At 61.7% G+C, this 19753-nt stretch carries 20 protein-coding genes, 1 tRNA gene and 1 pseudogene; 11 read left to right on the top strand and 11 right to left on the bottom strand.

Going from position 1 to position 19753, the window contains the following annotated elements; all coding sequences use genetic code 11:
• Window positions 1–328 precede the first annotated feature (328 nt).
• From JQK88_RS18300 to JQK88_RS18280, 5 genes are all read right to left on the bottom strand, one after another.
• Complete coding sequence (locus tag JQK88_RS18300) at window positions 329–748, bottom strand: MAPEG family protein (protein WP_192253131.1); 420 nt, start codon at window positions 746–748, stop codon at window positions 329–331.
• 22 nt (window positions 749–770) lie between these two features.
• Entirely contained in the window at window positions 771–1316 is a 546-nt protein-coding gene (locus tag JQK88_RS18295) for a hypothetical protein (protein ID WP_203279036.1), read from the bottom strand.
• Between the two features lie 43 nt (window positions 1317–1359).
• Window positions 1360–2862 (bottom strand): IMP dehydrogenase, encoded by a 1503-nt coding sequence (gene guaB, locus JQK88_RS18290; protein WP_112563527.1) that lies wholly within the window; start codon window positions 2860–2862, stop codon window positions 1360–1362.
• Window positions 2863–3006: 144 nt separating this feature from the next.
• Window positions 3007–3462, bottom strand: a complete 456-nt coding sequence (locus JQK88_RS18285) for a PIN domain-containing protein (protein ID WP_203279029.1) — start codon at window positions 3460–3462, stop codon at window positions 3007–3009.
• Window positions 3459–3704 carry a type II toxin-antitoxin system Phd/YefM family antitoxin gene (locus tag JQK88_RS18280; protein ID WP_203279035.1) on the bottom strand — a complete coding sequence of 82 codons (246 nt, stop codon included), beginning with the start codon at window positions 3702–3704 and terminating at the stop codon, window positions 3459–3461. The genes JQK88_RS18285 and JQK88_RS18280 overlap by 4 nt, the downstream gene beginning before the upstream one ends.
• Before the next feature lie 228 nt (window positions 3705–3932).
• On the opposite strand from JQK88_RS18280, the pseudogene JQK88_RS18275 reads away from it, so the two are divergent.
• Window positions 3933–5353 (top strand): annotated as a pseudogene (locus JQK88_RS18275) (MFS transporter).
• A 225-nt stretch (window positions 5354–5578) separates the two neighbouring features.
• On the opposite strand, the gene JQK88_RS18270 reads toward JQK88_RS18275, so the two are convergent.
• Together JQK88_RS18270 and JQK88_RS18265 are read right to left on the bottom strand one after the other, a co-directional pair.
• The gene (locus JQK88_RS18270) at window positions 5579–6301 is read right to left on the bottom strand and encodes an RlmE family RNA methyltransferase (protein ID WP_203279028.1); all 723 of its coding nucleotides are present in this window, start codon (window positions 6299–6301) and stop codon (window positions 5579–5581) included.
• Window positions 6298–7662 carry a Ppx/GppA phosphatase family protein gene (locus tag JQK88_RS18265; RefSeq protein ID WP_203279027.1) on the bottom strand — a complete coding sequence of 455 codons (1365 nt, stop codon included), beginning with the start codon at window positions 7660–7662 and terminating at the stop codon, window positions 6298–6300. Before JQK88_RS18265 ends, JQK88_RS18270 begins: the two co-directional genes overlap by 4 nt.
• A gap of 286 nt (window positions 7663–7948) precedes the next feature.
• Between JQK88_RS18265 and JQK88_RS18260 the strand changes: the two genes are divergently transcribed.
• From JQK88_RS18260 to JQK88_RS18245, 4 genes are all read left to right on the top strand, one after another.
• Window positions 7949–8881: a lysylphosphatidylglycerol synthase domain-containing protein gene (locus JQK88_RS18260; protein ID WP_192253118.1), complete on the top strand. Its 933-nt coding sequence runs from the start codon at window positions 7949–7951 to the stop codon at window positions 8879–8881.
• Between the two features lie 133 nt (window positions 8882–9014).
• Window positions 9015–9088, top strand: a tRNA-Gln gene (locus tag JQK88_RS18255).
• Between the two features lie 198 nt (window positions 9089–9286).
• Complete coding sequence (locus tag JQK88_RS18250; RefSeq protein ID WP_203279026.1) at window positions 9287–9646, top strand: DUF2934 domain-containing protein; 360 nt, start codon at window positions 9287–9289, stop codon at window positions 9644–9646.
• 701 nt (window positions 9647–10347) lie between these two features.
• Window positions 10348–10548, top strand: a complete 201-nt coding sequence (locus JQK88_RS18245) for a hypothetical protein (protein ID WP_192253112.1) — start codon at window positions 10348–10350, stop codon at window positions 10546–10548.
• A gap of 217 nt (window positions 10549–10765) precedes the next feature.
• On the opposite strand, the gene JQK88_RS18240 is transcribed toward JQK88_RS18245, so the two are convergent.
• Window positions 10766–11263, bottom strand: coding sequence for a DUF8453 domain-containing protein (locus JQK88_RS18240; RefSeq protein ID WP_192253109.1), 498 nt, complete (start codon window positions 11261–11263; stop codon window positions 10766–10768).
• Window positions 11264–11629: 366 nt separating this feature from the next.
• Complete coding sequence (locus JQK88_RS18235; protein ID WP_192253106.1) at window positions 11630–11932, bottom strand: hypothetical protein; 303 nt, start codon at window positions 11930–11932, stop codon at window positions 11630–11632.
• A gap of 198 nt (window positions 11933–12130) precedes the next feature.
• Between JQK88_RS18235 and JQK88_RS18230 the strand changes: the two genes are divergently transcribed.
• A complete protein-coding gene (locus JQK88_RS18230; RefSeq protein WP_192253103.1) occupies window positions 12131–12334 on the top strand; it encodes a hypothetical protein in 204 nt (67 codons plus the stop codon).
• Window positions 12335–13611: 1277 nt separating this feature from the next.
• Window positions 13612–14142, top strand: coding sequence for a J domain-containing protein (locus tag JQK88_RS18225; protein ID WP_192253100.1), 531 nt, complete (start codon window positions 13612–13614; stop codon window positions 14140–14142).
• A 117-nt stretch (window positions 14143–14259) separates the two neighbouring features.
• On the opposite strand, the gene JQK88_RS18220 is transcribed toward JQK88_RS18225, so the two are convergent.
• A complete protein-coding gene (locus JQK88_RS18220) occupies window positions 14260–15408 on the bottom strand; it encodes a hypothetical protein (RefSeq protein ID WP_203279025.1) in 1149 nt (382 codons plus the stop codon).
• A 183-nt stretch (window positions 15409–15591) separates the two neighbouring features.
• On the opposite strand from JQK88_RS18220, the gene JQK88_RS18215 reads away from it, so the two are divergent.
• From JQK88_RS18215 to JQK88_RS18200, 4 genes are all read left to right on the top strand, one after another.
• On the top strand, window positions 15592–16224 hold the full coding sequence (locus JQK88_RS18215; RefSeq protein ID WP_203279024.1) for a hypothetical protein: 633 nt from the start codon (window positions 15592–15594) through the stop codon (window positions 16222–16224).
• A 106-nt stretch (window positions 16225–16330) separates the two neighbouring features.
• Window positions 16331–16627 carry a hypothetical protein gene (locus JQK88_RS18210; protein ID WP_203279023.1) on the top strand — a complete coding sequence of 99 codons (297 nt, stop codon included), beginning with the start codon at window positions 16331–16333 and terminating at the stop codon, window positions 16625–16627.
• A 275-nt stretch (window positions 16628–16902) separates the two neighbouring features.
• On the top strand, window positions 16903–17406 hold the full coding sequence (locus JQK88_RS18205; RefSeq protein ID WP_203279022.1) for a hypothetical protein: 504 nt from the start codon (window positions 16903–16905) through the stop codon (window positions 17404–17406).
• Window positions 17407–17881: 475 nt separating this feature from the next.
• Window positions 17882–18145: a hypothetical protein gene (locus JQK88_RS18200; RefSeq protein WP_192253083.1), complete on the top strand. Its 264-nt coding sequence runs from the start codon at window positions 17882–17884 to the stop codon at window positions 18143–18145.
• A gap of 85 nt (window positions 18146–18230) precedes the next feature.
• Here JQK88_RS18200 and JQK88_RS18195 read toward each other — a convergent pair whose 3' ends face one another.
• Window positions 18231–19664 carry an aldehyde dehydrogenase family protein gene (locus JQK88_RS18195; RefSeq protein ID WP_203279021.1) on the bottom strand — a complete coding sequence of 478 codons (1434 nt, stop codon included), beginning with the start codon at window positions 19662–19664 and terminating at the stop codon, window positions 18231–18233.
• Window positions 19665–19753: the final 89 nt, after the last annotated feature.

The following is a 19753-nucleotide window of genomic DNA, read 5'->3' as shown; positions in this document are numbered from 1 at the left end:
CCGGTACCACTTCACCAGCCCCGACAGACGATCGAGCGGCGAAGAACCGCTCGCAAGCCTGTCACCCAGAAATGCCTCAACCAGGCTCAATTGTCCCGTCCGCTTAACCGCCATTGCGACTCTCCCGGCTTTCGCCTTCAGAGAATCACAACCAGCCAATTACGCAACAGGCCCCTTGTGGGAGAAGGTGGATCGGCGCCCAGCGCCGAGACGGTTGAGGGGTGCGTGACGGATCGCCATCCCCGCCAAGCTGGAACACCCCTCATCCGACCGAGCTTCGCTCGGCCACCTTCTCCAACAAGGGGAGAAGGCAAGGCCCACGCGCTGCTCAAACCAGGCCGAGCAGGTGCAGCGCGAACCAGATCCATGCCAGCAAGAGAATGATCGCGCCCATGTAGAAGGCGCGGCTGCGAAACCGTAAATTGTTGCTGGTCAGATGGACCCAGGCGTGGGCATAGCGGGAAATCACGAAAATCCACATCAAGGCCAAGGTCAGATAATTGACGCCATTGGTCGCGTGCAGCGCCAGGCACAGCACGTAGAAAAGTACCGGCAGTTCGAACTGGTTGATGAGATTGTTGGCGACGGTTACGCTGGACGCAGGCTCGGTCGTGCGCATCTTGTATTGACCGACCTTGGCTTCGCCTGATTTGACCGCACCATAGCGGCGCCGGCCCATTACCACATAGACGATATAGACCAGCAGCACCTGCGCCAGTATCGGCCAGAAGATTGCGGTCTGGCTCATGGCGTTGCCCGTACTTTGTTGTTCATGCCTGTGGACGCCGCCGACTGGCGACGATGAAAGCCGCGATGACGGTGAGAGGTATCGCCAGAAGCGCGAATTTGGTGACGATCAGCGACGAGGCGAAGGACAGCGAATCCGGATTGGCCGACAGCGCATCGGACAAAAGCCGCGCCACCGCAATGTTCTGGGCATAATCGGCGCAGGTGTAGGGCAGCACGACAACCAGCGCCAACAGCGACTGAAGCTGTACCGGCAGAGTGCGAAAGAGCTTCAGCCGCCGCCCTGTGGCAAGGATCAGGCTGACCATGGTCAGTGACAGCAGCGCCGGAAACAGAAGGTCGAAGGTCAAATAGTGCCAGACGAGGATGATCTCGCTGCCGCGCCGGCCGAGTGCGGTCAGCCAGGCCATGCCCTCATCCGGCGTGAAACCGCCAAAGCGCACATCGAGCGACGCCAGGCCGCCGCTCAACTGGCGGAAATAGAAGAACTCCAGCAGCGTCATGGCGATGAAAACCGCTATCGATGCAACGCATAGCGCGCCCGCGTGGCGCGCCAGCCGCAGCACAATCGTCGCCTGATTGCGCCAGAGCACGTTCCGGTCTGGCTGCTGGTCAGGCTCCGCCGGGATAGTTCGGGCTTTCGCGGGTAATCGTGACGTCATGGGCGTGGCTTTCACGAAGTCCGGCGTTGGATATGCGCACAAAGGTGGCGCGCTCGCGGAAATCGGCAAGATCGCGGCCGCCGACATAACCCATAGCGGCTTTTAGCCCGCCCGCAAGCTGGTGCAGCACGCCAGACACAGGTCCTTTGTAAGGCACCTGCCCTTCAATGCCTTCCGGGACAAGTTTCAGCGTGTCGCGCACCTCGGCCTGGAAGTAGCGGTCGGCCGAGCCGCGCGCCATGGCGCCGACCGAACCCATGCCGCGATAGGCCTTGAAGGAGCGGCCCTGGTGCAGATAGACCTCGCCTGGGCTTTCGTCCGTGCCGGCAAGCAGCGAGCCGATCATGGCGGCGCTCGCGCCGGCGGCGAGCGCCTTGGCCAGGTCGCCCGAATATTTGATGCCGCCATCGGCGATGACCGACACACCGGATTTGTGCGCCGTCTCGACCGCCGACATGATCGCCGAAAGCTGCGGAACGCCGACGCCGGCGACGATGCGGGTGGTGCAGATCGAACCCGGGCCGATGCCGACCTTGACCGCGTCGGCGCCGGCATCGATCAGTGCCTGCGTGCCTTCGGCGGTGGCGACGTTGCCGGCCAGGATGCGCACGGAATTCGAAAGCTTCTTGGCCCGGGTCACCGCATCCAGCACGCGCTGCGAATGGCCATGCGCGGTGTCGATGACCAGCAGGTCGACGCCAGCGTCGATCAACCGCTCGGCGCGCTCGAAGCCGTCATCGCCGACGCTGGTGGCGGCGGCGGCGCGCAGCCGTCCCTGCGCGTCCTTGGTGGCGTGCGGGTTGAGCTGCGACTTCTCGATGTCCTTGACGGTGATCAGGCCGACGCAATTGCCCTTTTTGTCGACGACGACGAGCTTTTCGATGCGGTGCTGGTGCAGCAGCCGCTTGGCTTCGTCCTGGTCGACATTCTCCTTGACCGTGATCAGGTTCTCACGGGTCATCAATTCGTAGACTTTTTGCCCCGGATCCGAGGCGAAGCGCACGTCGCGGTTGGTCAGAATGCCGACCAGGCGGCCGATCTTCTGGCCACCGGTGCCGCCATTCTCAACCACCGGAATGCCCGAGATGGAATAGGTGCGCATCAGCGCCAGCGCGTCGGCAAGCGTGGCGTCGGGGCCGATGGTGACCGGATTGATGACCATGCCTGATTCGAATTTCTTGACCTGGCGCACCTGCTCGGCCTGTTCGGCCGGCGAGAAATTGCGGTGGATGACGCCGATGCCGCCGGCCTGCGCCATGGCGATGGCAAGCCTCGCCTCGGTGACGGTGTCCATGGCGGCCGACAGGATCGGCACGTTGAGGTCGATGTCGGTGGCGATGCGGGTGCGGATATCGGTCTCGCCGGGCATGACCTCGGAATGGCCGGGCTGCAACAGCACGTCGTCAAAGGTCAGCGCCAGCGCGCCGGTGGACGTTTCGATGATTTTTGCCATGGCCAGTCCTTCGAATACGAAAAAGCGCTGGGAGAATACAAAAAAGCGCTGGACCGCAATGGACAGCGCCGACTCGTTTCTTCCCTTTCAGGATTGGCGCTGGCTGGTAACACGTCGCGGCGCCGATGAAAAGCCGATGATTGCCTATTCGGCGGACTTGCCCAGCAGAGCATCGAGCAAGGCATGGCGCGGCGATGCGAAAGGATTGACAACCGTTACGCCGCCCCAGGTGAAGCCGTCCTGCAGGTCTTCCGACAGCAGCAGCCGGCAACCGGTTTGCGAGGCAACGGACAGGATAGTGGAGTCCCAGATGCCGAAATGGTGATCGATCGCGAGATCGGCCGCCACCGTCATCACCTCCGGTGTGGTGCCGACAACCGGAAACGCGTCGCGCCAGCTCAACAAGGCGTCACGGGCTTCCGCGCGCGACCTTCCGGCCTTACGTGTCAGAACGGTGAACAGCTCGCCGAGCACCTGGACCGGAATGATGGCGGCCTCCTGCGCCATGTCGCGCAGTAGATCGAAAACGATGTCGCGCTTCTCGGCTCCGTTGATCCCCTCCGCATAGACAAGGATGTTGGTATCAAGCGCGACCTTCACCGCCCGTCCTCGTAAAGCTCGTCGCGGGTCCAGCGCCCGGCCTCTAATACAGGCTGGCGTTCGAGGCGCGACAGCAGCGCGGCGCGCGAGCGGGAAGCCACGGCGTCGGGCTGCCCTGCGGGCACGATCCGCGCAACGGGTCGTCCATGGCTGGTCACGACATAGCTTTGCCCTTCCCGAACACCGCGCAGGAGGAGCGAGAATTTGCGGTTGGCATCGGCTGCCGAAACGGCCTCTTCCATGATAACGCCCATATAGTAGTTATATTCACTACAATAATGCGCCGCGTCGCCTTTCGCAAGAGCTATTCCTCTCTGCTTGCCTTGGAACGCTGCCATGCCCGCGCGAGCAGGCGGTCGCACAAAAGTGACAGCAAATTAATGCGACATCCGGGTAAGGGCGTGATAACCGCCTTTTCGTGCCGGCTTGCCCCGGTCGGCACGCACCTTTTGCCAGTTCGGACGCGTTCGTTGAACCGCATCATTCCGCTCATACTGGCGGTCGCTCTGTTCATGGAAAACATGGATTCGACCGTCATCGCGACATCGCTGCCGGCGATCGCCGTCGACATCCACACCAGCCCGATCGCGCTCAAGCTGGCGCTGACCGCCTATCTGGTGTCGCTGGCGATCTTCATTCCGATCAGCGGCTGGATGGCCGACCGGTTTGGCGCCAAGAACGTGTTTCGGGCCGCGATCGGTGTGTTCATCCTGGGCTCGGTCGCTTGCGCCATCTCCAATTCGCTCCCGGCCTTTGTCGTCTCGCGCTTCCTGCAAGGCATAGGCGGCGCCATGATGACGCCGGTCGGCCGCCTGGTGCTGGTGCGCGCGACGCCGAAAAGCGAACTGGTCGCCGCCATGTCGTGGTTGACTGTGCCGGCGCTGGTCGGGCCGCTTGTGGGACCACCGATCGGCGGCTTCATCACCACCTATTTCACCTGGCACTGGATTTTCCTGATCAACGTGCCGATCGGGCTGATCGGCATCTGGCTGGCGACGCGCTTCCTGCCGCAAACCGATGCCGCAGAAACGCCGCCGCTCGATTTCCCGGCTTCGTGCTAAGCGGGCTCGCCGCATCGGGCGTTGTCTTCGGCCTGTCCGTGGTCAGCCTGCCTTATCTACCGCCGGCGATCGGCTTCATCACCGTGGCGGTCGGGCTGATTTCCGGCGCACTCTACCTCCTGCATGGGCGCCGCGCCAAAAACCCGCTGCTGGCGCTGGAACTGTTCCGCAACCAGGTGTTCCGCTCCTCGGTGCTCGGCGGCTCGCTGTTTCGCATCGGCATCGGCGCGGTGCCGTTCCTGTTGCCGCTGATGTTCCAGATCGGCTTCGGGCTGACGCCGTTCCAGTCGGGCATGATCACCTTCGTCTCGGCCATCGGCGCCATCGGCATGAAGTTCGTCACGGCGCTGATCTTCCGGCTGGCCGGCTTCCGCCGCGTTTTGATCTGGGGCTCGCTGATCGCCGCCGCATCGATCGCCATATACGGCCTGTTCACGCCGGAGACGCCTTACGCGCTGATGCTGGCCATGTTGCTGGTCGGCGGCTTTATCCGCTCGATGTTCTTTACCGGCGTCAACGCGCTTTCCTATGCCGAGGTGTCGGCGGAAGACACTAGCAAGGCGACGCCGATCACGGCGGTGTTCCAGCAGCTGTCGATCGCGCTCGGCGTGGCGCTGGCCGGCGGCATCCTGGAAGTCTCGACCTCGATCCATGGCGGCCCGCTGACGCTTGGCGATTTCCAAATCGCCTTCTTCATCGTGGCGGCGGTGTCGGCGGCAGCGTCAATATCGTTCATGCGGCTGGCGCCGGACGCCGGCAACGCCGTGTCGGGTCATGGCCGGTTGACGACGCCGAAGACGCTGGAGCCAGTGAGCACGGCGGGAAAGTAGCGGCGCGGCGCCTTTGCCTTCTCCCCCTGTGGGGTGAGCAGCCGGTTCGCGAAGCGAATTCATCGTGCCGGTGGCACGATGAAAGGCCGGCGAACGCCGGGACGCTGCGAAGCAGCGGGGACCCGGCGGGGTGGATCGGCCACCACCCGGCCCTTCGCAGGCTCAGGGCGTTCGAAGCTCGAAAAGCCAAGCAATTGGCTTTTCGTCCGCTGCACGGACCGCTTCTCACCCCACAAGGGGAGAAGGAAGAACGCGCCCTTTGAAATCCTTCGCCAATAAATAAAGCTCCACCGACTCATCGCGCGACGCCGGCGGCTTCACGTGGTGGACCGAGCGAAAGTTCTTCTTGAGCATGGAGAGCAGCTCATTCTCGGCGCCGCCCTGAAACGTCTTGGCCAGAAAATGCCCGCCCGGCTTCAGCACCGACAGCGCGAAATCGGCTGCCACCTCGCACAGATGCATGGTGCGGATATGGTCGGTTCGCTTGTGGCCGGTGGTCGGCGCCGCCATGTCGGACAGCACGACATCGGGGTCGCCGCCCAGCGCTTCGGCGAGCTTTTGCGGCGCTTCGGGGTCGAGGAAATCCATGAGCAGCACGGGAGCGCCGGGCACGGCATCCATTTCGAGATAGTCGATGCCGATGACATGCGGATTGTCCGCCGTCGATTTCGTCCTCGCGGCCGCCACCTGGCACCAGCCGCCGGGCGCGGCCCCGAGGTCGATGACCTTCATGCCGGGCTTCAAGAGATGATGCTTGTCGTCGATCTCGATCAGCTTGTAGGCCGCGCGCGAGCGGTAGCCGTCGGCCTTGGAGCGCTGGACATAGGGGTCGTTGATGTGGCGCTGCAGCCAGCGGCGCGACGATTCCTTCAGGCCGCTCTTTTTCTTGATCCGCGTCTTCAGCACGCGGATGCTGGCAGAACCTGGTTTTTCCGGTTTCTTAGTCACTGTCGGCCACGCCCACTGTTGCGCCAGACGCCGTCATCGGCCATCAGCTCGCTCAAAATGCCTTCGCGCAGGCCGCGGTCGGCGACGCGCAGCCGCTCCGACGGCCACACGGCGCGGATGGCTTCGAGGATAGCACAGCCGGCCAGCACCAGGTCGGCGCGGTCGGCGCCGATGCAAGGGTTGGCGCAGCGCTGCTGGAAATCCCAGCCGACCAGCTTTTCGACCATGCGATCGACGCTGTCACGGTCCATCCACAACCCGTCGACCCGGCGGCGGTCGTAGCGCTCGAGGTCGAGATGGACGCCGGCCAGAGTCGTCACCGTGCCGGATGTGCCCAGCAGATGGAATTTCGGGCTGGCAAGCACATGGCTCAGCCGGTCGCGGCCGTCGAAGGACCTCAGCCGCACGGCGACATCCTCGACCATGGCGGCAAAAATTTCGCGCGTCACCGTGCGGCCGCCAAAACGCTCGGCGAGTGAGACGACGCCGACCGGCAGCGACGTCCATGACACGATGTGGTTGGCAAGCCGCGGCGAGCGCTGGCCGGTAAGGTCGATCAGCGCGATTTCGGACGAGCCGCCGCCAATGTCGAACAGCACCACCCCTTGCGTGTCGCGCTCGACCAGCGAGCCGCAGCCCGACACCGCAAGGCGGGCCTCGGTCTGGCGGTCGATGATCTCGAGTTTCAGACCGGCCTCGCGCTCGACGCGCTGCAGGAATTCGACGCCATTGTCGGCAGTGCGGCAGGCTTCGGTGGCGATCAGCCGCGCCTTCTTGATCTTGCGGTTGCGCAGTTTGTCGCCGCAGATTTTCAGCGCCTCGACGGCGCGGTCCATCGCCGCCTGGCTCAGGTGCCCGTTGGCCGTCAGCCCCTCGCCCAGCCTGACGATGCGTGAAAAGGCGTCGATGACACGGAACTGGCCGTGCCGCTGCGGCACCGCGACCAAAAGCCGGCAATTGTTGGTGCCGAGATCGAGCGCGGCAAACACCGGCAATTCCTGCATCGGCGGCCGCTGTATGGGCTGTTCGGGCCTGGGCTGCGGAGCCGGAGGCGCGGCCATGGGGCTTGGCGCGATGCTGACGGCCGGCGGGCCGGCCGCGACGATGTTGACGGCTGACGCCGCAACGAGATGCGCGGCCGTAGCGAGCTCACCGCGTGCAAAAACCTTGCGTCCGCGCCGGCGCTTGCGCCGCTTTCTCGCTTTGCCTCGCTGAGGCTGGGCGTCGCCGGCCTGTCCGTTACCGGACTGGGGCCCCGCCTGGCGGGGCCGCCCGGCGGATGGGCTTGGCCCGCCTGACGGCGGCGAAGCCCTGGACACGCCCACTTCCGGCGCGCCTGCGCCGGTGTCGTGGTCTTCCACTTCGGGTCCTTCCGGCGCCGCGCGAACCGGGAAACCGGACGCAGCAGGCACCTAAATGTTTTAAGTTGCCGCCAGAGTAGCAGTGCTGGACCGGATCACCAAGAGCAGCGGGGCAAATTTTGCCGGCATCATGCAGCGGCAACGCTCGCCCGCGTTGAATAGCGGGGCTTGTCCGATTGAATAGCCGGCTTCAATGAGGCATTTCTGAAATGAGGGCAATATTGGTGAATCGCGGATTTTTTCACGCCCGCCTGGGCGATGGGCAGCAACGCATGACGAGAACTCCATGAACTGGAGGCGCTATCTGTGGCCGGTCATCGGCATTGCAGCGGTGATCTTCTCGCTGCTGTTGCTGTGGCATGAGCTGCGCGGCATCTCGCTCGACGATGTCTGGGACGGCATCGTCGCCATCCCCACCCGCGGCTGGGTGCTGGCGGCGCTGAGTTCGGTGGTCGCCTACGCCTCGCTTGCCGGCTACGACCACATCGCGCTCTTGCATATCGGCAAGAAAGTGTCGTGGCTGTTCGTCACCTTCTGCTCCTTCACCACCTACGCGCTGTCGCACAATATTGGCGGCTCGGTGTTATCGGGCGCGGTGATCCGCTACCGCGCCTATGGCACCAGGGGACTGACCGGCCAGGATGTCGGCATATTGGTGGCGATCTGCTGGATCACCTTCGTGCTCTCCAGCCTGCTGGTTGGCGGCCTGGTGCTGGTGTTCGAGCCTGCAATCATCGACCGCTTTTCCGGCGCACCCCACCGCGGGCTGGCGATCGCCGCCGGCATCGCTTTGCTCATTCTGGTCGGCGCCTATATCTTCGGCAGCTGGCTGCATCTGAAGCCGCTGAAAATCGCCGGCTTCCAGCTGCACTACCCGGCGCTGCCGATCGTGGCGCGGCAATTGCTGATCGGCCCGATCGAGCTGCTGGCGGCGGCGGCAATCATCTTCTTTGCCCTGCCCGTGGCCGGCAATCCCGGCTATTTCGTCATCCTCGGCGTGTTCCTGGTGTCGTTCTCGGTAGCGCAGATCTCGCACGCGCCGGGCGGGCTCGGCGTGTTCGAGGTCGTGTTCCTGGCCGGGCTTTCGCAGATGGACCCGGTCGGCGTGCTGGCAGCGCTTTTGGTGTTTCGGCTGTTCTACCTGATCATCCCGCTGCTGATCGCGCTTGGCGTGGTGCTGTTCTTCGAGCATTCGCAATACAGCCGAGGCGAGACGTAGCGCCCTGCCCGCGTATCAACGGAGCAAACCAAAAGCCCATGATTGAAACGCAACGCAGGCTTGACTATTTTCCGGCGGCGGCTACAAGGCACGCGCGGCTGCTTCGGCGGCCCACCAGCGCGACAGCGCCTGCTGGGGAATAGGTTAACGGTAGACCCACGGACTCTGACTCCGTTAGTCCTGGTTCGAATCCAGGTTCCCCAGCCAAACAAAATCAATCACTTAGCTACCAAATCCGCCCCGAACCATGTTGCTGGTCCCCAAATGCGTAGCAACGTAAGCCCTTGATTTGTAAGGAGTGGTAAGGATCGGAGGCCGCGAATAGCAACATGGCAAATTTGCATTTCCGCGGTGGGATCATTCCGCCCTCCTCCGCGTTGAGAGAGAATTCACGGAGGACTCAACATGGGCGACGAACGGCACGAAAAAATTCAGCAACGAGCATACGAAATTTGGGAGCGCGAAGGCGGCGTGCATGGCGACCCAGAGAAACATTGGCACCAAGCTGAGGCAGAAATCGAGCGCGAGAATCAATTGGAAACTGATCACGCATTTACCGAACCAAGTGCCGCTGGAGCGATGGTGCTATCGGCCAAGACGAGAAAGCAGCGGCGTGCTGAGGCCGCCAGTTCCGACGTCATGACGGTAGAGGCGCTGGCGATGCGTACCGGCATTACGGGCGACCAAGCCCAAGACCTAATTGATAGGTTGGGCAATGACCGCGAGGCGATCGAGGAGGCAGCCCGGAGTTTGGCGACCGGCTAACAGAATTTCAGCAAATAGAAGGACCCCGCCGAAGCGGGATAAACCTTCATGTGATCCGGTAGCGCCTTCGTTTAGGGCGGCAACACCTTCGCACAATTGCGGCGCGGAATTGTAGCCGCTACTTTATTAGGTGTCGGCCATCTACCCCTCCCAAGCGATGGCGTGCCAAGCTCACCCCCCCGCGAGCTTGAAATCAACCCGCTGCCTCTCCCCAGGCAGCGGGTTTTTCACACTGCGCAAAGTTATCAGACGGCAACACGCGGGTCGTATTGCGTGCCAGCGAGCAGGCAGTCTGACCATGCCTCGTCATCGATCGGCTTGAGGCAGTCGCCCTCAATCATGCGATCCCTACAGGGATCCAAGATGGCGAATGAGCGCACGCCGTAAATCTCGCATCCTTTGGTCGTCCTAACCCGCCCCCATCACTAGCGACGGTAAGCTTTGGTCTTTGTGTGTTACGAACTCACCTAGTTCGAAACGCCAGCCCGCTGCATCTGCCACCGGCTCGCCCCCCGATACCCCTTCATATGCGCATTCATTGTCGTAGCCCCTCAAGGAGCGAGCCGCCAATTCAGCCTCGCTGGGGATGCGGCAAGCCGGCGAAAGCAATGCCGGCTAGGCTTTTTCGCCTAGTCCGCGGGAAGCGAAGCTTGCGTTCGCGCACAGGTTGCGCGATGCTACCGCGGGGCAAGGGGCAGCAAATGGCACGCAATATCGAGAAGGCCGCTATCACCATCGACAAGTGGGAGGTAGCCATGAGTGAAGTAGTCGGCGGTGTCGTCTTACTGCTTTACCCCGCCGAAGGTGATGTTGTTCCGATCATACTTAGGCCCGCTCAGGCAACAAAGTTGGGCCACGATTTACAATCGCCCAAGTTCATACCCAAACCTACTGTCCAATAAGCCTCACAGCTGCCCTGGATCACATCGTCATCCTCGCTGGCGCGGTCTGGCGCTACAGGCAGCGCGACATGATCGGCATGGTCGCTTGCTTCCTGATGGCCGTGCTGGGCGCCTCTATCCTGCTGCCCTAGCCCTTCTTCACCTTCGGCGTGATCTCCTCGAACCGCGCCTTGTCGCCGATCTCCTTGGCCATCTCCAGCGATTTGGTGACGACTTTTCACCGGCGGGGAGCGGTGAAGCGGTCGGAGTCGGCAATCTGCAACATGTTAAGTGGGTCCGAATCGTACTTGGCGCCGAACCAGTCATGATACACGATGCGGATCGGAAACATCGCCTGCGGTTTCCAGAAGCTTTGCTGCGGATCCATGTGCGTCATCCCAAATGAGCATGACGTCTTGTCGCCGTTTTGGAGGAGCGGAATTTCCGTTGATTCATGGAAACACGCCAGCCACCGATTTTGGTTATCCTCACTGGCACCGGCTCCAAGCGCCGCTTTGAGCCCCGCCCGGTCGTACACGATCAGGCGGATATTTGTCGCGGGAATTGATCCGGAATTCAGCACGACGAGCTTATAGGCGATCTCATTGTTCCCGCCGCTATGAGTTTTAACTGCAGCCGTTACGATCGGGCGAAACTGGCGCTTCCAGAAATAGAAGGACATACCGAGAGCAAGCAGAGACATGGCCAGTGCGGCAAGCGCTATTAAGATGTCCAAGTTCGTTCTCCTGTATTTGGCCCGCCGCCTAACGGTGGCGGGCCTCTTCAAGGCGGAAGCACACTTGTTTCTTGAACAATCCTGGTCACCTCTCCCTGGTCAACCATGGGCTTTGAGCGTTTCCCCTGAAGCGGACCGCAACCGATGGAGAGTGCAACGCCGAATCTGGAATGCAAGATGGTCCAATGAGGTAGGTTGCAGGCCTCCTGGGGCGATGACCATTATGCGCAATCGCTAAAATACGGAACGTCCAATGGACATTGCCGGAACCGAACAGGGCCGATTAGGCCTTTGCACTAGTAAGTCTGAGACCTTGGTCCCCATCAGTTTGAGGTAGGAACGCCGGGCCATGGAATGCTTCCTTGATCATTTTTTGGGCCGCCAGGTCAGCGATCGAACGTCGGCTTCCAGTCGCGGCTGCGCGCCAAGGCCCTCACAATCGGGAATGCAGGTGAAGAACACCGGCCGGCGATCGCGGCCTGCGGCCTTGCAATCCGAGCATCCGAACAGGTGGAACAGATCCCAATGCATGGAACCATGATCCGGCCCGAGGCGGCCGATCAGCGCCTGGATGTCGAGCTTTGTCGATCTGCAGCATATCGGATGCCCGCAGTTCACAGAGATGGATTCGCGGGCGGCCAGGGTATCGGCGAGCATCTTGTGGGGCATGGCGAACTCCGTTGGAGGGGTCGCCGCACCGGAGGATTATATTCCTGATCTCGAAGGCGCTGGCAAGCCAATGTTGGCGCGACTGAAAGTGTATCGTTTTACACAATTTCCAATTGCTGGACTCGCGCGACGCGTCGGTAGTTTAATTTTGCATCGAGCCAAGGAGTGGAAGGGTCGCGAACTGGGAGGAACTAGATAATGGATTTCGAATTCGACATCCGCCATCCATCTGAAGATCAGCCGTACGAAATCACCTCTTTCGCCCAAAAGTACGGCCTTACGATCCCAATTGCGGACGCCGTGCTTTTTGCCAAAGGACCATCGAGGACGGCATGCGACGCTGGCGCATTGGCTTTCCTCTGCGCTATTGCCGCACAAGCCAAGAGACAGAGGGCGCAATAGGCCTGCCAGGCGGCCGGCTTGGGTCCTTTGATCAGGCGACCTCCCAAGCAGGCGCCGGCCATTTTCTAAGCGGGCGGTCCGCAGGATTTAGATCGGCCGCAGGTCGCAACTAAGCAAATTGGCTGAGGCTGCAGAAGCGAACGTATGAGACGACGCCGATTGCCTTCAAAGTAGCTTGCGCTCATTCTTAAGTCAGCCAGCACCGCGCCTCGTTCAAGCCAGACTGGTCAGGCCCAGCGGCAGCCGCCACAAGTCCCCTAGACCATGCCGCTGGGCCGCCCTGCTACAAGACGCGTCGGGCCGGCGGCGCGCTCCCGAACGGCACAGTCTCTTCCGCGATCACACCATATGCAACGGCGGCCCGTCTGTTAGACTATCTTCGCGGCGGACCCCATTTTCCGCCATGGCCGGCGCCCCCCGCCTAAGGCACCCCAACAAGCGCCCTTGCGGCGCCGGCCATCTTCACCGGCGTTCGCTGCGGACCATCGTCCAAAAGACTGTATTCCCACAACTCCAGCGAGAGCGGTATACTCACTACTCGGCGCGCTTCCCTCAAAGCGCCGTCGCTATAAGGCTCGGCGCCCTCTGGTTTGTTCAGTGTCGAAAGGAGGGCGCCGGCCCCAGACTAGCCATTGCTGTTCTCCTACGCTGGATCGTCTCGCCAAATCGGATCACGGTTGATCTTGATTGCAACCAGACGGCGGATGCGCAGTCCGACTGCCTCGCGCCCTGTAGGGGCAAACGCTTCGACGTCTAGCGAGCCGTGGTCCTCGCCGTTCTCGCATTTCATACGGCGTGCCAAAGAGTCGACATCGACATGCGTGACACGAGTGAAGCTATGGCAAACTCGCCGAGCGAAGACCCCAACAGCCTCAAGCCCGGCGAGCCTACAACCTGATCAGAATACGCGATCAGGACCGGGGTCAGCCGGCAAGCTCGTGCAGCAAGACTCATGCCAGTAATTATTTCCCGAAATGGGACTGCGTGAAAGCAAGGTGATCTGATCTGGGGAAAACGTCCGCGCCGGGTTCTGTTGCGGAGTTGCTAATACTAGGGTGGCATTAGCCGGCTCGCCAGCCCCGAGTCGGTTAGGCCCGGCGGTAAGTCGAATTCACCCCAACGGACTCTGTCGGGCCGCTTGGTGGGTCACCGCATATTGTCTACATTAGCAACCCCTTGACTAAGCGGCGAGCCGCGCCAGAATCTTCACCATGGCACGGGAATAAGGCGGCCCAGGCTCTTGGCTTTTCGGGGGCGATGTTTGAGGGAGCAGCGCATTGTTCGTCGATTACTACGAACTCTTGGAAATCAGCCCCAACGCCAACTCGGAGACGCTTGAGCGAATATTTCGCTATTTTGCGATGCGCTATCATCCCGACAATCAGCAAACCGGAAATGAAGCCCGCTTCAGTGAAATCGTAGAAGCACACAATGTCCTGAAAGATCCGGTCAAGCGCGCCCAATACGACATCTCCTATCGAGAGCATGCCGGTCTGCGCCTTCAATTGGCCGAGGAAGCAAGCGACGGCAAAGGCATTCAGAAGGACGCTGTGGTCCAGGCCAAACTGCTTTCTCTGCTCTATGTGAAGCGCCGCCAGGATGTCAGCAACCCCGGCATTGGCGACGTCGAAATCGAACGGTTATTGGGCTGTCCGCGAGAGCATCTCGAGTTCCATCTCTGGTACATGAAGGCGAAGGGATGGATCGCAAGAATTGAGAACGGGACAATCGCGATCACGGTTGAAGGCGTCGACCGCGCCGATTCCGAACTGCGTCGCGATAGCAGCGTTCGGCTCCTGGGATCATAGAACATTGAACCGTTGACTTAGGCTGGTTGCAGGTCCGGCGGCAGCGCGGCGTTACCGCACTTCCACACCGGACTATCAACGTGGTCAAAACCCTAACGCCAATGAGTTTTGCGGCGCTCAAGCGTCTGCGCAGACACCGAGCTCGCAAAGCCTGGCGCTGACCTCCTCGACGCTCATTTCCACCGGCCAGATCGCGCTGTATCCGACCGGCTTGTCCTGCCAGTCCTTCGACGTGAACGTCCGCCCGGCGAGCTTGAAGATGGTTCGAACCGCTATGCCAGACACGTGCGGCATTTCCGTCGAGCAGATGGCGAACGCGGTGTATGCTGGCGTCAGGCCGCTGCGCGCCGGATCGCGCTCGATATCGCTGCGGCAGCGCGTCACGCCGATCCCGGAAAAATCGCTACGGCGCAGGACAACCACGCCCTTGCCGGGGAGGCGTGCATAAACGCCGGTCTGGTCGAATGCCTGGCTTAGATAATACGTGCCGGTATCCCCGTTGAAATCGGGAAAGGTGATCCAGGCGTGCAGATATTGCCAGAAATAGGTCATCGCCACCGCCGCGACGGCCAGCATGGCGGCACCGGCGCGCTGCTGCGGCGGTGTCGGCTTCCAGCCGAAAATCCAGCCGCGCTCCCTGACCACGCGCGGCGTCGCCAGCAGCGGCGCCGACGGGCTGCCGCTGAATACGCGCCAGCGCGTCTCTATTTCCTGCCACAACTCGTCGGCCGTTACGGTCAGCAGGTCGTGGTGGAAGGCGACTTGCACCATCTCGTCCCTGGGAACGAAGTGGACGTCCCAACCGGGACTCCGCCACCACCACGATTTGACCGGATTGTTGGCGTCGAAAAATTCCCGCGACACAAGCGCGGCCGTCACGTCGCGGAAGATATGACCCTTCGCCCCCCTGATGTCTATCAGTTCGAGACCGTGGATCTCGCTCCACGGAATGTGGAGTTCCTTGTTCTTCGCGATACGGAACAGGATGCCGGAGGGAGACAGCCCGAGCATCGGCTTTCGCGGGCTGTTGCGACGATGAAAGGCGAAGCCGATGTAGGCGAGGCTGGCAAAGATGATGAACAATGCGACCACCCTCGCCTCGCTGTCGTCGCTGCTGTCACCGCCGCGCGCGAGAAACAGGACCAAGATGGCAAGAGCCATGAAACCCAGCGCCCAGGGGATCTTCTTGAACAGATATTTTTCAATGCCGAAGGCCCGCGTCGCGGTGGCGTCGACCTCTTTGCTGTTCGCGCTGGTGTCGTTCATGGGGTCGCGATCAAGGCTCTTCGTGCCCGATTACAGCACCGGGCGAAACGGTGCGTCAATGAGGTGTGTCACAGACGGGCAGCCGCAAACCGGCCGCTCGGGGCGAGATTCCCGGAGCGAAAAGATTGGCTGGTTTGTGGTACTGGCTAAGCTTCGTCAAAGGTTCCTGCCCAAGGTCGCGTCATGCCCACCGATAGCCAGTACATTCTCGAAAGCATCGGCCAAGGCTGCGTGACGCTATCCGATGAGGAGTTCGTCATCGACAGGCTGGTGAAGTATGTCGGCAATGGCAGGATCCGCTGGCACGTCGAATTTCGCGGGCATCGCATCGAGCTGACGACAGGCCAGATCAAGAAGCAGCCGACCTTTCGCAGGAAAATCCTCGAACAGGCCGGTGTGCTGCCGCCCCAGCGCGCAGGGGCTGACTACAGGCGGTGGGCACTCGATCTGAGGAGAAATGCCATCGAGCTTCCGTGGCGCGACAGGCCGGTCGATGCCGGTTTCGCCATCGACAGGCTCGCCAGCCACGGCGATGGGCGCTGGACGGTTGAATACCAGGGCAAGGTCATCAAGTTCACGACGACCAAGCTGCGCAGGCAAGTCAGCTTCCGCAAACGCATGCTGGCCAAGGCCAAGGTGCTGCCGCCCGAGCTGGCTCCTGCCGCCTATCGCAAGTGGATGGACTGGCTCATTCAAAACGCCACAGAGGCCGCACCTCCGGCCGGCCAAGCGTCGATGACGGAGAAGAGCTGGCTCGACGACCTGCCGGAGCTGGCCGGCTGGCAAGATGAAGCGCCGTCCGGAGAGACCGACTAGGACAGCTGCTCATCAGCAATAGGATTCCGTAACAGGATTTATCTGCATTTTAACTAATGTAGCTCACCCTTACGGATTGTGTCTCGCGGCTTTTGGACAGAGCAGCATGGTCGACCTTGTGGATGAGGATGAGGTTTCAGCACCCGGCCGATCCGGACGCTGGCGCGTATTAGCTTTGACGACACTCCAGATCGTCCCACCGGTCATTTCGGTGGGATGCGCCATCATGGCCGGTTATTTCGCCTTTGCGACCTCCACCAAAAAGCCGCCCGCAGACATGGCAGCACTAGCCGTGTCGATCATGAAATCGGGCGATGCTTCTCCGGAACTGCGCGATTGGGCAGCGGACGTTCTGGGGATACAGACCGATATTGGAATGCCTACCAAAACTGCCCAGCAATAACCACCTGCTTGGCCTGATATTCCTGCGGCAGGAATTTGGTCGCCGCCCAAGCCGGCGGCCGGCGCCGCTCATCCAAGAGATTGCCCGAGGAGGCGCCGGCCAGGCGGGCATTGGGGTACCCGCCATCGCTACATTAGCATTCGCGCATTGACCTGGAATGGCGCGAACGCGGAAGGCAGCCGCGGCATTGCAGCAATTTTTCCCAAGACCCGGAACCCTCAACGCTGCAATGGTTGTAGCCCCAGCGTCTTGGCGCGGCTTGCCCGGAGACCAGCATGACGACGTTTCTCACCGCTCTCGGATCTGAAGGTCCTCCAGCCGACCGGGCGAAAGACATGGACCTCTATGGATGGTTGATTGGCAGCTGGGACTTGGAGACGATCCACCACCGCAACAACGGCACAGTTCAGAAAATGGACGGCGAATGTCACTTTGGCTGGGTGCTGGAAGGCCGCGCCATTCAGGACATCTGGATCAGGCCCAGGCGCCCTTCCCCGTCCACCATGTATGGCACGACCTTGCGCGTCTTCGACCCCGGGATCGGTGGCTGGCACATCATCTGGAGCGATCCGCTCAACCAGGACTATTCGCGCCAGATCGGGCGGGCCGAGGGCAAGGATATTGTCCAGATCGGCGCTGACTCGCGCGGTCTGCAGGCCCGGTGGCGGTTCACCGAGATCACCGCCGACAGCTTTCACTGGATCGGCGAGGAGAGACGCGCGGAGAGCGACCCCTGGCGCGTGACGTACGAACATTTCGCACGGCGGACGGATTCCTGAAGCACGCCCGCTTTTTGCTGCCAGCTTCTGGCATCAGCCGGGCATCTGGTGTCCCTGGCCTTGCAGGCTGGCTAAGGTCGGGCAGGTTCTAACATAGATTAGCGCGAGCTTAACCAACGCCAAGCCAGTATCTCAAAATCCGCCGCGACTAGCGCGTCAATAATCTCTTATGTATTGAGCGCGAATAGCGGGTAGACAAGCGAAGATTCCAATAGCATTGTCGGTGCGCATGCGGGCGGCGACTTCGCGGGCTTTCTGGATGTCCTTGGTCTGGATGTAGGAGGCCAGCCCGGTGTCGTTGGCGGTGCCGATCTGCCCGCAACGTCTCCGCGCTCAATCGGTACGGCCATGCATATTAGCATTCAACGATATATTAATAAGTATGATCGAGCCTTTGCGTATCGGGACCAATTCCCGATCGACGATCCGGCACTATTTGTGTGCCGCGACGCTCGACCGATGCGGAGTAAAACGCATGAGTGTCGAAACCGCACTGGCGCAGCTATTGCGCATGATCCACGGTCGCGCCCTCAATTTGGCGGCGTTGCCTGATGATGAGAGAGTTACGCACTACGACAGCATCCGCCGGTCATGTTGCGGAGCCGCCGAACATGTCGGCCAGAGTCCCGACGATGCAGCCATTACGGCAAACAGCATGGTTGAGTTTACGCGCGCCATGGTTGGCATAATCGAGACAAACCGCGGCTATGACAAGCGGCGGTCCGTCTCAGGGCGGTGACCCGGTTGACGAGACCAGCGAGGGCGCGGCCGAGACCGCGCCCCTTCGATTGCATTGGAGCTAGCGAGGGCCTTGTCTCCCTGCCCTACTCCGCCGCCTCGTAGCCCGCGATGCCCTTGATCTCGAGGAAATCCTCCAGTCCGTATTCAGCGTATTCGCGGCCGTTGCCGGATTGCTTGTAGCCGCCGAAGGGCAGGCCGGCATCCCACTGCGGATAGTTGATGTAGACATTGCCGGTGCGCATGCGGGCGGCAACTTCGCGGGCTTTCTGGATGTCCTTGGCCTGGATGTAGGAGGCCAGGCCATAGACTGTGTCGTTGGCGATGCCGATCGCCTCCTCCACGGTGTCATACGGCATGATCGCCAGCACCGGCCCGAAGATTTCTTCCCTGGCGATGCGCATGTCCGGCGTGACGTCGGCGAACACCGTCGGCCTGACATAGTAGCCACGGTTAAGCTCGGCCGGACGCCCCGGCCCGCCCGCCACCAGCGTCGCACCCTCGTCTATGCCGGCCTGGATCAGGTCCTGGATCTTGTCGAACTGGATCTGGCTGACAACCGGGCCGAGCTTGGTGCCGGCCGCATCTGCCGGGCCGACGGTGAACTTTTCCGCCGCCGTTTTGGCATAGCCGGCAGCCTCGTCGTGGCGGTCGCGCGGCACGAACATGCGGGTCGGCGCGGTGCAGGACTGGCCTGAGTTGCTGAAGCAACCGGCGACGCCCTTGGCGACGGCCTTTTCCAGGTCGACATCGGGAAACAGGATGTTGGCCGACTTGCCGCCGAGCTCCTGATGCACGCGCTTGACCGTGTCGGCGGCCGCCTTGGCGACCAGTATGCCGGCGCGGGTCGAACCGGTGAACGACATCATGTCGATGTCGGGGTGGCTGGACAGCGCCTGGCCAACGCCCGGGCCGTCGCCATTGACGAGGTTGAAGACGCCCTTCGGCACGCCGGCCTCGTCGATGATTTCGGCAAAGATGATGGCGTCGAGCGGCGCGATCTCAGACGGCTTCAGCACCATTGTGCAGCCGGCGGCGAGCGCGGGACCGACCTTGCAGGTGATCTGGTTCAGCGGCCAGTTCCATGGCGTGATCAGGCCGACGACGCCGATCGGTTCCTTGACGATCAGGGACGAGCCCTTGACGTGGCGGAATTCGAAAGACTTCAGCACTTGCGCCATCTTCTGCAGATGCGCCAGGCCGACGCCGACCTGGCTGTCGAGTGCCATCCGGCGCGGCGCGCCCATCTCGCGTGACACAGCCAGCGCCAGATCGGCGCTGCGCTTCTTGTAGATCTCGATGACGCGGTTGAGGATGTCGAGGCGCTCTTCGGCCGAAGTGAAGCCGAATGTGTCGAAGGCGCGCTTGGCGGCGGCTACCGCCTTGTCGACATCGGCCTTGGAGCCGAGCGAAATCTGCGCGAAGGCATCTTCGTTCGAGGGGTCGATGACGTCGAAACTGTTGGGCACGACCGGATCGACCCACACGCCATCGATATAGAACTGCAGATTGTGAGACATGGGTTTCTCCTTGGGCGGGATCTGATGTGATTGGGGGGCGATCGCCGGATCGTCGTATCGCGTCAGAGATAACGATGCGGCAAGAGCGA

Source organism: Mesorhizobium caraganae (assembly GCF_016836705.1).
GTDB classification, from domain to species: Bacteria; Pseudomonadota; Alphaproteobacteria; order Rhizobiales; family Rhizobiaceae; genus Mesorhizobium; species Mesorhizobium caraganae.
The sequence above is the reverse complement of the archived record's forward strand: the minus strand, read 5'-3'. Positions and strand labels throughout refer to the sequence as shown.

Bases quoted from the DNA above. Each gene is read 5' to 3' on its own strand.
- JQK88_RS18300 (WP_192253131.1), bottom strand. From the start codon at position 748: ATGAGCCAGACCGCAATCTTCTGGCCGATACTGGCGCAGGTGCTGCTG.
- guaB (WP_112563527.1), bottom strand. From the start codon at position 2,862: ATGGCAAAAATCATCGAAACGTCCACCGGCGCGCTGGCGCTGACCTTT.
- JQK88_RS18280 (WP_203279035.1), bottom strand. From the start codon at position 3,704: ATGGAAGAGGCCGTTTCGGCAGCCGATGCCAACCGCAAATTCTCGCTC.
- JQK88_RS18260 (WP_192253118.1), top strand. From the start codon at position 7,949: ATGAACTGGAGGCGCTATCTGTGGCCGGTCATCGGCATTGCAGCGGTG.
- JQK88_RS18250 (WP_203279026.1), top strand. From the start codon at position 9,287: ATGGGCGACGAACGGCACGAAAAAATTCAGCAACGAGCATACGAAATT.
- JQK88_RS18245 (WP_192253112.1), top strand. From the start codon at position 10,348: ATGGCACGCAATATCGAGAAGGCCGCTATCACCATCGACAAGTGGGAG.
- JQK88_RS18235 (WP_192253106.1), bottom strand. From the start codon at position 11,932: ATGCCCCACAAGATGCTCGCCGATACCCTGGCCGCCCGCGAATCCATC.
- JQK88_RS18230 (WP_192253103.1), top strand. From the start codon at position 12,131: ATGGATTTCGAATTCGACATCCGCCATCCATCTGAAGATCAGCCGTAC.
- JQK88_RS18220 (WP_203279025.1), bottom strand. From the start codon at position 15,408: ATGAACGACACCAGCGCGAACAGCAAAGAGGTCGACGCCACCGCGACG.
- JQK88_RS18215 (WP_203279024.1), top strand. From the start codon at position 15,592: ATGCCCACCGATAGCCAGTACATTCTCGAAAGCATCGGCCAAGGCTGC.
- JQK88_RS18210 (WP_203279023.1), top strand. From the start codon at position 16,331: ATGGTCGACCTTGTGGATGAGGATGAGGTTTCAGCACCCGGCCGATCC.
- JQK88_RS18205 (WP_203279022.1), top strand. From the start codon at position 16,903: ATGACGACGTTTCTCACCGCTCTCGGATCTGAAGGTCCTCCAGCCGAC.
- JQK88_RS18200 (WP_192253083.1), top strand. From the start codon at position 17,882: ATGAGTGTCGAAACCGCACTGGCGCAGCTATTGCGCATGATCCACGGT.
- JQK88_RS18195 (WP_203279021.1), bottom strand. From the start codon at position 19,664: ATGTCTCACAATCTGCAGTTCTATATCGATGGCGTGTGGGTCGATCCG.